9 protein-coding genes are annotated in these 9,818 nt (G+C 72.0%); 7 read left to right on the top strand and 2 right to left on the bottom strand.

Annotated elements, in window-relative coordinates; all coding sequences use genetic code 11:
* The first annotated feature begins 401 nt into the window (after positions 1–401).
* From ADK64_RS41915 to ADK64_RS41935, 6 genes are all read left to right on the top strand, one after another.
* A complete protein-coding gene (locus tag ADK64_RS41915) occupies positions 402–776 on the top strand; it encodes a DUF3499 domain-containing protein (protein WP_053667517.1) in 375 nt (124 codons plus the stop codon).
* A gap of 138 nt (positions 777–914) precedes the next feature.
* Positions 915–2,282: a phosphomannomutase/phosphoglucomutase gene (locus tag ADK64_RS41920; RefSeq protein ID WP_199829860.1), complete on the top strand. Its 1,368-nt coding sequence runs from the start codon at positions 915–917 to the stop codon at positions 2,280–2,282.
* A gap of 173 nt (positions 2,283–2,455) precedes the next feature.
* Complete coding sequence (locus tag ADK64_RS44625) at positions 2,456–2,626, top strand: Trm112 family protein (protein WP_078993168.1); 171 nt, start codon at positions 2,456–2,458, stop codon at positions 2,624–2,626.
* A 54-nt stretch (positions 2,627–2,680) separates the two neighbouring features.
* Positions 2,681–3,811, top strand: coding sequence for an SIS domain-containing protein (locus tag ADK64_RS41925; RefSeq protein WP_053667519.1), 1,131 nt, complete (start codon positions 2,681–2,683; stop codon positions 3,809–3,811).
* A gap of 100 nt (positions 3,812–3,911) precedes the next feature.
* Positions 3,912–5,063: a mannose-6-phosphate isomerase, class I gene (manA, locus tag ADK64_RS41930; RefSeq protein ID WP_053667520.1), complete on the top strand. Its 1,152-nt coding sequence runs from the start codon at positions 3,912–3,914 to the stop codon at positions 5,061–5,063.
* Between the two features lie 150 nt (positions 5,064–5,213).
* Positions 5,214–6,194 carry a cation diffusion facilitator family transporter gene (locus ADK64_RS41935; protein ID WP_053667521.1) on the top strand — a complete coding sequence of 327 codons (981 nt, stop codon included), beginning with the start codon at positions 5,214–5,216 and terminating at the stop codon, positions 6,192–6,194.
* Between the two features lie 5 nt (positions 6,195–6,199).
* Here ADK64_RS41935 and lepB read toward each other — a convergent pair whose 3' ends face one another.
* Both lepB and ADK64_RS41945 read right to left on the bottom strand, forming a co-directional pair.
* Positions 6,200–6,892 carry a signal peptidase I gene (gene lepB / locus ADK64_RS41940; protein WP_078993169.1) on the bottom strand — a complete coding sequence of 231 codons (693 nt, stop codon included), beginning with the start codon at positions 6,890–6,892 and terminating at the stop codon, positions 6,200–6,202.
* A gap of 199 nt (positions 6,893–7,091) precedes the next feature.
* Positions 7,092–9,227 (bottom strand): fructose-specific PTS transporter subunit EIIC, encoded by a 2,136-nt coding sequence (locus ADK64_RS41945; protein WP_053667522.1) that lies wholly within the window; start codon positions 9,225–9,227, stop codon positions 7,092–7,094.
* 468 nt (positions 9,228–9,695) lie between these two features.
* Between ADK64_RS41945 and ADK64_RS44635 the strand changes: the two genes are divergently transcribed.
* Positions 9,696–9,818, top strand: a 123-nt coding sequence (locus ADK64_RS44635; RefSeq protein WP_159046479.1) for an adenosylhomocysteinase, incomplete at its 3' end; no start/stop codon positions are given.

The raw sequence follows: 9,818 nt of genomic DNA on the forward strand, positions 1-9,818 counted from the left end.
GCCCCAGGCCCCCCTGCCGCCGCGCCGGAAACCCCCCGCCGGAAACCCCTTGCCACCCCGGCCGCCATCCCGGTCATCGCCCCGCCGTTCGGCCCGCCGCCGTTCGGCCGCACCCCGCTCCGTTCGGCCGCATCGCCCTCCATGTCCCAGGATGACCATTCCGGCCAACGTCTGGCTCGTTTCCGTAACCCTCCAAGACCGCCGAACTCAAGGCAATTGACGGTGTTTGTACCGACTCATGACCGGATCGAACCCTGCCCAAGATCCATCGTGAACCCGTACGTGCAGGTCAACCGGGCCTCCCCGAAGGGGTGTGTGGGGCGTTTCACAGCACGACACGGTGGAGTGACCTGGAGGAGAGTCGTCGCGGCCCGCTCAAGAGTGCGGTACCGTCCAACGTCGTGAGCCCTGTACGTCGCTGTTCGCGCACCGCCTGCGGCCGACCCGCCGTGGCGACGCTGACGTACGTCTACGCCGACTCGACCGCGGTCCTCGGCCCGCTCGCCACCTACGCCGAACCCCACTGCTACGACCTGTGCGCCGAGCACTCCGAGCGCCTCACCGCCCCCCGCGGCTGGGAGGTCGTACGCCTGCTCGACGGCTCCGCTCCGGCCCGGCCCAGCGGCGACGATCTGGAAGCGCTTGCCAACGCCGTGCGCGAGGCGGCCCGCCCCCAGGAGCGCGCGGCCGGAGCAGGCGGCGGAGCCCGCACGGCAGACCCCATGGAGGTCGCCCGCCGCGGCCATCTCCGGGTCCTGCGCTCCCCGGACAACTGAGCCGGACGGCCGAACCGCCTCACGTCACCCCGGATCCACGGCCGCACATGTCACGTCTCAGCGTCCACCTGGTGTCCGCACACCTCGCCCTTACCCCCGACGGGTAGTTTGTGGGCACCCATAGGACTTTCAGGAGGGTTGGCCGTGGCTGATCTGTCGCAGATCGTGAAGGCGTACGACGTACGGGGAGTGGTCCCGGACCAGTGGGACGAGTCACTGGCCGCACTCTTCGGCGCCGCCTTCGCGCAGGTGACGGGAGCCGCGGCGATCGTCGTCGGCCACGACATGCGGCCTTCGTCCCCCGGGCTGTCCCGCGCCTTCGCGCGCGGCGCGGCGGACCGCGGCGTGGACGTCACCGAGATCGGCCTGTGCTCCACGGATCAGCTCTACTACGCATCGGGCGCGCTGAACCTGCCCGGCGCCATGTTCACGGCCTCCCACAACCCGGCCCAGTACAACGGCATCAAGCTGTGCCGCGCGGGCGCCGCCCCGGTCGGCCAGGACACCGGCCTCGCCGACATCCGCCACCTGGTCGAGCAGTGGCTTCAGTCGGGCGCCCCGGAGCCGGTGGCGCAGCCGGGAACGCTGTCCTCGCGCGAGACGTTGGAGGATTACGCGGCGCACCTGCGCTCCCTCGTCGACCTGACCTCCATCCGCCCCCTGAAGGTCGTGGTCGACGCCGGCAACGGCATGGGCGGCCACACGGTCCCCACGGTCTTCGCCGGCCTGCCCCTGACCCTCGTCCCGATGTACTTCGAGCTGGACGGCACCTTCCCGAACCACGAGGCCAACCCGCTCGACCCGGCCAACCTCGTGGACCTGCAGAAGCGGGTCCCGCTGGAGGGCGCCGACCTCGGCATCGCCTTCGACGGCGACGCCGACCGCTGCTTCGTCGTGGACGAGAACGGCGACCCGGTCTCACCGTCCGCGGTCACCGCCCTGGTCGCCGCGCGCGAACTGGCCCGGCACGGCGGCAAGGGCACGATCATCCACAACCTGATCACCTCCCGCACGGTCCCGGAGGTCGTGAAGGAGAACGGCGGCACCCCGGTCCGCACCCGCGTCGGCCACTCCTTCATCAAGGCGGAGATGGCCACCTCCGGCGCGATCTTCGGCGGCGAGCACTCCGCCCACTACTACTTCAAGGACTTCTGGAACGCCGACACGGGCATGCTGGCCGCCCTGCACGTCCTCGCCGCCCTCGGCGGCCAGCAGGGCCCGCTGTCCGCCCTCGTCGCCCAGTACGACCGCTACGCCGGCTCCGGCGAGATCAACTCCACGGTCGTCGACCAGTCCGCCCGCCTCGCCGCGATCCGCGCCGCCTACGAGGGCCGCGCCGACGTCACCCTCGACGACCTCGACGGCCTCACGGTCGCCGCGGCCGACTGGTGGTTCAACGTCCGCCCCTCCAACACGGAGCCGCTCCTCCGCCTGAACGCCGAGGCGAAGGACGAGGCCACGATGACGAAGATCAGGGACGAGGCCCTGGCGATCATCAGGGCCTGACATCAGGGCCTGGCATCAGGACCTCGCAGCCGACCGCGTCGGGTGGTGGCCGGGCCGCAGGCCAGGGGCCCAGGGGGCGGCGCCCCCTGGACGACACCTGCGGCCCGGCCCAGCCTGCCCGGCAGCGGTACGCTGACGGCCGAAGCAACCCCCGCCTCGAAGGGACACACCCCATGCCGCTCGAAGCCGGCCTCCTGGAGATCCTCGCCTGCCCGGCCTGCCACACCGCCCTCAAGGAGCAGGACACCGAGCTGATCTGCACGAGTCAGGACTGCGGCCTCGCGTACCCCGTTCGCGACGGCATCCCGGTCCTCCTCGTGGACGAGGCCCGCCGCCCCGCGTAACCCGAGGCGCCCCACCCACAGCAACAGGACCCCGGCGCTCGGAGGCTGCCGCCCATGCTGGACGAATCGCTGCTCGACACCCCGGAGGGCCTCGCCGAGGCCGATCGCCGAGGCCTGCTGCGCGGTGCCGCCGAGGCCGGCGCCCGCGTCCGCACCGCCGTCCGGCACGCCGCCGAGGCCGGCATCGGCGACCTCAAGCCCGACGGCCGCCCGCGCGCCGTCCTGATCGCCGGCCCCGGCGCCGCCCCCACCCACACCGCCGATTTCATCGGCGCGCTGGCGGGCGTCGGCAGCCCCGTGGTCCGCCTGGCCCCCGCCGGGGTCGCCCCGGCCGCGGGCGCCCTGCGCTGGGAACTGCCGGGCTGGGCCGGTTCCGTGGACCTGCTCCTGATCACCACCCCGGACGGCACCGAACCGAGCCTCTCCCTCCTCGTCGACCAGGCCTACCGCCGCGGCTGCTCGGTCGTCGCCGTGGCCCCGGCCCGCACCCCGCTCGCCGAGTCCGTCGCCGGCGCGCACGGCCTGTTCGTACCGATGGCGACAGCGCCGTACGACCAGGACGAGCCGCTCGCCGCGTCCTCCTCGGGCGTCTTCTGGGCGCTGCTCACCCCGCTGCTGGCCCTGCTGGACCGCATCGGCCTGCTCAGCGCCCCGCCCGACGAGCTGGAGAAGGTCGCCGACCGGCTGGACCGCATCGCCGAGCGCTGCGGCCCCGCCATCGCGACGTACAGCAACCCGGCCAAGACCCTCGCCGCCGAACTTGCCGACGCGCTCCCCGTGGTGTGGACGGAAGGCACCCCGGCGGGCCCCGCAGGGCACCGTTTCGCCGCCGCCCTCGCCGAACTCGCCGGCCGCCCCGCGCTCGTCGCCGAACTCCCCGAGGCGCTCGCCGCGCACAGCGCGCTGCTGGCCGGGCCGCTGGCCGCCAGCGCCGACCCCGACGCCTTCTTCCGCGACCGCGTGGAGGAGGCGCCCGCGCTGCACGCGCGCGTGGTGCTGCTCCGCGACCGCCCGATCAGTGGCGGCCTCACGGCCGCCCCCGCCGCCCGCGACCTGGCCCTCAGCCACGACACGCCGATCAGCGAACTGGAACCGGAGGAGGGCGGCGAACTGGAGACCCTCGCGGAACTGATCGCCGTCACGGATTTCGCCGCCGTTTACCTGGCGCTCGCTTCCAGGGCCTGATCTGGCTGCGGGCCGGACCATCCGCGCCCACCACCGGCACGGCGACGGCTCAGCGGCCGCCGCCGGCCGAGCCGCGTACGTACGGAGACAGAGAAGACACATGGACCGCCTCGACAACACCGTCCGCCCCTACGCCTGGGGTTCCCCCACCGCCATCCCGCGCCTCCTCGGCGTCGAGCCGACCGGTGAACCGCAGGCGGAGATGTGGATGGGCGCGCACCCGGGCGCACCCTCACGCACCGAGCGCGGGACGCTCGTCGACGTCATCGGCGCCGGCCCCGAGCGCGAGCTGGGCACCGAGGCGGTCGCGAAGTTCGGCCCGCGCCTGCCGTTCCTGCTGAAGATCCTCGCCGCCGGCGCCCCCCTCTCCCTCCAGGTGCACCCCGACCTGGAGCAGGCCAAGGAGGGGTACGCCGACGAGGAGCGCCGCGGTGTCCCGATCGACGCTCCGCACCGCAACTACAAGGACGCCAACCACAAGCCCGAACTGATCTGCGCGCTCACGGAGTTCGACGGCCTGTGCGGCTTCCGCGACCCGGTCCAGGCCGCCGACCTGCTCGCCGGCCTCGGCGTCGACTCCCTCAAGCCGTACGTCGACCTGCTGCACGCCCACCCCGAGGACGCGGCCCTGCGCGAGGTCCTCACCGCGATCCTCGGCGCCGAGCGCGAGGAGATGGCCCGCACGGTCGCCGAGGCCACCGCCGCCTGCACCCGCCTCGGCGGCGACTACGCGCCGTACGCCGACCTCGCCCACCACTACCCGGGCGACCCGGGCGTGATCGCCGCGATGCTCCTGAACCACGTCCGTCTGCAGCCCGGCGAGGCCCTGTTCCTCGGCGCCGGCATCCCGCACGCCTACCTCAACGGCCTCGGCGTCGAGATCATGGCCAACTCCGACAACGTCCTGCGCTGCGGCCTGACCCCCAAGCACGTCGACGTCCCCGAACTGCTGCGCATCGTCCGCTTCGAGGCGAGCGATCCGGGTGTGCTGCGCCCCGAGGCCTCTTCGGACGGCGAGGAGGTCTACGAGACGCCGATCGACGAGTTCCGCCTCTCCCGGTACGTCCTCCCCGAGGGCGCCGATCCCCACGACCTCACCCTCGACACCCCGCAGATCCTGCTGTGCACGGCCGGTTCCGTCCGCGCGGGCGAACACGAGCTGAGCCCGGGCCGGTCGGTCTTCGTCCCGGCGGGCGAGAAGGCGGAGGTCTCCGGCGCGGGAACGGTCTTCCGTGCCACTGTGATCGTATGACCGGGGTTGTGGATACCTGACGCGGCGAGGCCCGGCCGGGCTGCAACAATGGCCCACCGGCAAAGGCCGGGCAAAGCCGGGCTCCCGCCTGGACGGCAGGGACGTACGGGGACGTACGAGGGCGACAGATGCGAAGGGACACGCGGACACATGAGCGCGTCAGGCGGTACGAAGGCGATCGTGGCGGCACTCGGCGCCAATCTCGCGATCGCGGCATCGAAGTTCGTGGCGTTCGCGTTCAGCGGCTCCTCCTCGATGCTCGCCGAGGGCGTCCACTCGCTCGCCGACTCCGGCAACCAGTTCCTGCTGCTGATCGGTGGCAAGCGCGCACAGCGCGAGGCCACCCCACAACACCCGTTCGGTTACGGCCGCGAGCGCTTCATCTACGCCTTCCTGGTCTCGATCGTGCTCTTCTCCATCGGCGGCATGTTCGCCATCTACGAGGGCTTCGAGAAGATCAGCCACCCGCACGAACTGGAGAACTGGTACTGGCCGGTGGGCGTGCTGGTCTTCGCGGTCGTCGCCGAGGGCTTCTCGTTCCGCACGGCCATCAAGGAGTCCAACGAGCTGCGCGGCAGACTGTCCTGGGCGCAGTTCATCCGCCGCGCCAAGGCGCCCGAGCTGCCCGTCGTCCTGCTGGAGGACTTCGGCGCGCTCATCGGTCTGGTCCTCGCCCTGCTCGGCGTCGGTCTCTCCGTGGCCACCGGCGACGGCGTCTGGGACGGCATCGGCACCGTGTGCATCGGTGTCCTGCTCGTCTGCATCGCCCTGGTCCTGGCAGCCGAGACCAAGTCGCTGCTGCTCGGCGAGGCCGCCGGCGTCGAGGAGGTCAAGAAGATCGAGACGGCGATCGTCGACGGCGACACCGTCACCGGCGTCATCCACATGCGCACGCTCCACCTCGGCCCCGAGGAGCTGCTCGTCGCCGCCAAGATCGCCGTCCAGCACGACGACACGGCTACCGAGGTCGCGAACGCCATCAACGCCGCCGAGGCACGTATCCGCGCCGCCGTCCCCATCGCCCGCGTCATCTACCTGGAGCCGGACATCTACAGCGAGGCCGAGGCGGCCAAGGGCCCGGACCCGGAGGCGACCCCGGGCGGCCCGAACCCGCACGCGGCCGGCCACTGACTCCTTCAGCTCCCCATCGGTGACACCGGCCAGGGCGCCATCGGCACCGGTGGCGCCTTCCGCCGTCGTACGACGAGGAAACCGATCCCCAGCCCGACGCCGGTGAAGACCAGCACCACGGCCAGGAGCAGGGCCGTACCCAGCACAAGGGCCACCGGCCGCGCGTTCGTCACCCGGCCCCGCACGGCGTCCACGGGCACGGTCCCGCCGTGGTCGTACGCGAAGAAGCGCGAGTCCACGACGTCGTCACGGCGGTCGCCCAGCAGGAACAGCCGCCCCCGGGGCACCTTCACGTCGTACGACCGGTGCAGCCCGTCGGCGTCGCCGCCGCTGACGTACGGCTCCTCGAGCGGTTCGGCGTTCACGGTGACCCGCTCCGCGGAGCCCAGGCGCGTGCAGCAGGCCACGCGATCGCCGCCCACCCCGATGACGCGCTGCATCACGACCCCGCCGGACGCGTACCGCTCCGGCGCCGAGAACACCACGACGTCACCGCGCCGCACCTGGCTCCCGTCGGTCTTCTCCCACACGATCCGCTGCCCAGCTGTGTACGTCGGTGACATACTGCCGCTCGGCAACGTGCCCGTTCCGTAGGCACTGTTCGCGTAGCCGACCGTGCCGATGCCCAGCACCAGACCCGACAGCCCCACCACGAGCGCCGATATCCCCAGCCCTCGTCCCCGCCCGCTGCCCGCCATGTCCCGTCCTCCCCGAGCGCCTCATCCAAGGGCGCGGAGAATAGCGGCACTTCGTGAACTCCCTGTGCCGCGAGACCAGGGAGGCGGCAGCCCGGGACGGAGGATGCGGGCCCCGGCCCTCAGGCCCCCGAACAGGGAAGCCGGGGGACACCGGGACGAACGGCCGGGGGCCCGCACCCACTCCGTCAACTCCGGCGGCTCACCCGACCTCACCGAGCACGCCGAGCACCGCCCGCTCGTCCGGCGCCGCCAGCAGCCGCTCGCGGAAGCCGGGATCCATCAGCTTGCGGGACAGCAGCGCGAGGATCCGCAGATGCTCGTCGCCCGCGGCTGCCTCCGGCACGGCGATCATGAAGACCAGCCGGGCCTTCGTACCGTCCAGCGACCCCCACTCGACCCCCTCGGCGGACCGCGCGAAGCCGACGACCGGCGCGGTCACCGCGTCCGTCTTGGCGTGCGGGATCGCGATCTCCTCACCGAGCCCGGTCGTCCCCTGCTCCTCACGCCGCAGCGCGGTCGCCACCAGTTCGTCCACATCGGCGACCCGGCCGCTACGGCCCAGCAACTCGGCCATCTCCCGTATCGCGGCCTCCTTCGCCACCGCGCCGAGAGCACCCTTCACGGTCCGCTCGGTGAGATAGCCCGACAACACCTCGGACCGATCGCCCTCAGCCGCAGCGTCCCCGTCCGCCGAGACGAGCACCGAGCCCTCCGGGCCCACGGCGTCGACCTCCCCGACCTGTCCAGGCACAACGGCCCCTGGACGCGCCGCGGGCGACGCCCCGTCACCGGAAGGACCCGCACCCGCCGACGATCGCGGCACGGGCGGGAACTCGGACCCCATCGCCCCCGACCCCGCACCGACCGGCACGGCCCGCCCCCGACGTCCGCTCACATCGACCAACGCCACGGTCGTCAACGCGGTGACCACCGAACCGATCACCACGGCGACGAAGAACATCGGCACACCGCTCACCGCACCCAGCACCGCCACGATCGGCCCCCCGTGCGGCACCGCGTCCTTCACCCCGGCCAGCCCCGCGACCGCACCGGCCACCGCACCGCCCAGCATGTTGGCCGGGATCACCTGTGCCGGCCGGGCCGCCGCGAACGGAATCGCGCCCTCCGAGATGCCGAAACACCCCATGAACAGCGCCGCGAGACCCGTCTCCCGCTCCTGCTCGGTGTACAGCCGCCGTCGGATCAGCGTGGCCAGCCCCTGCCCCAGCGGCATCACCGGAATCGCGGCCGCGCACATGCCCATCACCGTCTGGTTGCCGCTCGCGATGAGCCCGGCGCCGAACAGGAACGCCGTCTTGTTCACCGGCCCGCCCATGTCGAACGCGATCATCAGCCCCAGAATCGCACCGAGCAGGATCGCGCTCGTCCCGGTCATCCCGCCGAGCCAGCTCGTCAGATGCTCGAACACCCAGGAGATCGGTTTGCCGATCACATAGATGAAGAACAGCCCGAGCGCGGTCGTCGCCACGATCGGGATCACGATGATCGGCATGATCGGTTGCACGAACTTCGGCACCCGGACCTTCTTGATCCACAGCACCAGATACCCGGCGAGGAACCCGGTCACGATCGCGCCGATGAATCCCGCGCCGGCCTTGGAGTCGTACAACGCGCCGGTGTTCGCGATCCAGCCGCCGATCATGCCCGGCACCAGCGCGGGCCGGTCGGCGATCGCGTAGGCGATGTAGCCCGACAGGATCGGGATCATCAGCTGGAAGCCGATCCCGCCGATCGCGTTGACGTGCGCCCAGAAGGTGCCGTCCGGGATCACATAGCCCTTCGCCGTCGCATGACCGCCGAGCGCCAGCGAGACCGCGATCAGCAGACCGCCGACGACCACGAACGGGATCATGTACGACACGCCGTTCATCAGCGCCTTGTACACCGGCCCCCGCTCCCTGCCGCCCCCGTCGGCCGCGGCCGAGGCCGCGGTACCGCCCGCTCCCGGCGCGTGCACGGGCGCCGACCGCACCCGCTCGATCAGCTGCTCGGGATGGTGGATGCCCTCGGCGACCCCGACCGTCAGCACGCGCTTGCCCGCGAAACGGCTCAGGTCCACGTCCTTGTCGGCGGCGACGATGATGCCGTCCGCGCCTCTGACATCGTTGTCATTCAGAACGTTCTCGGCCCCGATGGATCCCTGGGTCTCCACCTTCATCTCGATGCCACGGCTCGCGGCGGCCTGCGCGAGCTTCTCCGCCGCCATGTAGGTGTGCGCGATGCCGGTCGGGCAGGCGGTCACCGCCAGCAGCTTCACCCGCTGCCGCTCGTCATCGCGGCCACCCGTGGAGGGAGGTCCGGCCGGACTGGTCACGTCGATCTCCTAACGCCTTTGCCGCGCGCGGCGCCGTCCCAGGCACCCCGCGAACGCGGACCGGAACTCCCGGCCCCCTGCATCCTGCCGCACCCGCCGCTCGGCCCAAAGACGCAAAAGTCCCTGTTCATACCGGTCTATGGGCTCCCGTTCCCGGGCTTTCGCGCCCCCGCCGCGCCCCCTTCTGCCCCCGCCCGGCCCCTCGAAACCGGCTTTCGCCTGCACGAACCTCGTGGAGGCGGACTGGGGGCGATCCGGTCCTCCGGTGTAGCTTGGGACGGAGCCAGACGTCGCTGCTGATGGCGGTCGGGAGGTCCCACGCGGACCGACCGAGGGAGAGAGGGCCTCCGACGGACTGCGCTGCGCGTACGCGGGCATGCCTGTGTCCTCTTCCCGGGCTCCTGTGTCCGCCACCGCGCAGACCAGCCGTACCCACCACCTCGCCCCGATACCGAGGAGCAGCTCGCAATGACGACTGTCGACAACCGACAGGACTTCAAGGTCGCCGACCTCTCCCTGGCCGAGTTCGGCCGCAAGGAGATCACTCTCGCCGAGCACGAGATGCCCGGCCTGATGGCGATCCGCAAGGAG

The organism is Streptomyces sp. MMG1121, from assembly GCF_001280015.1.
GTDB lineage: Bacteria > Actinomycetota > Actinomycetes > Streptomycetales > Streptomycetaceae > Streptomyces.

Excerpts from the sequence above, each read along its gene's own strand:
- ADK64_RS41925 (WP_053667519.1), top strand. The coding sequence starts at position 2,681 with ATGCTGGACGAATCGCTGCTCGACACCCCGGAGGGCCTCGCCGAGGCC.
- ADK64_RS44625 (WP_078993168.1), top strand. The coding sequence starts at position 2,456 with ATGCCGCTCGAAGCCGGCCTCCTGGAGATCCTCGCCTGCCCGGCCTGC.
- ADK64_RS41935 (WP_053667521.1), top strand. The coding sequence starts at position 5,214 with ATGAGCGCGTCAGGCGGTACGAAGGCGATCGTGGCGGCACTCGGCGCC.
- lepB (WP_078993169.1), bottom strand. The coding sequence starts at position 6,892 with ATGGCGGGCAGCGGGCGGGGACGAGGGCTGGGGATATCGGCGCTCGTG.
- manA (WP_053667520.1), top strand. The coding sequence starts at position 3,912 with ATGGACCGCCTCGACAACACCGTCCGCCCCTACGCCTGGGGTTCCCCC.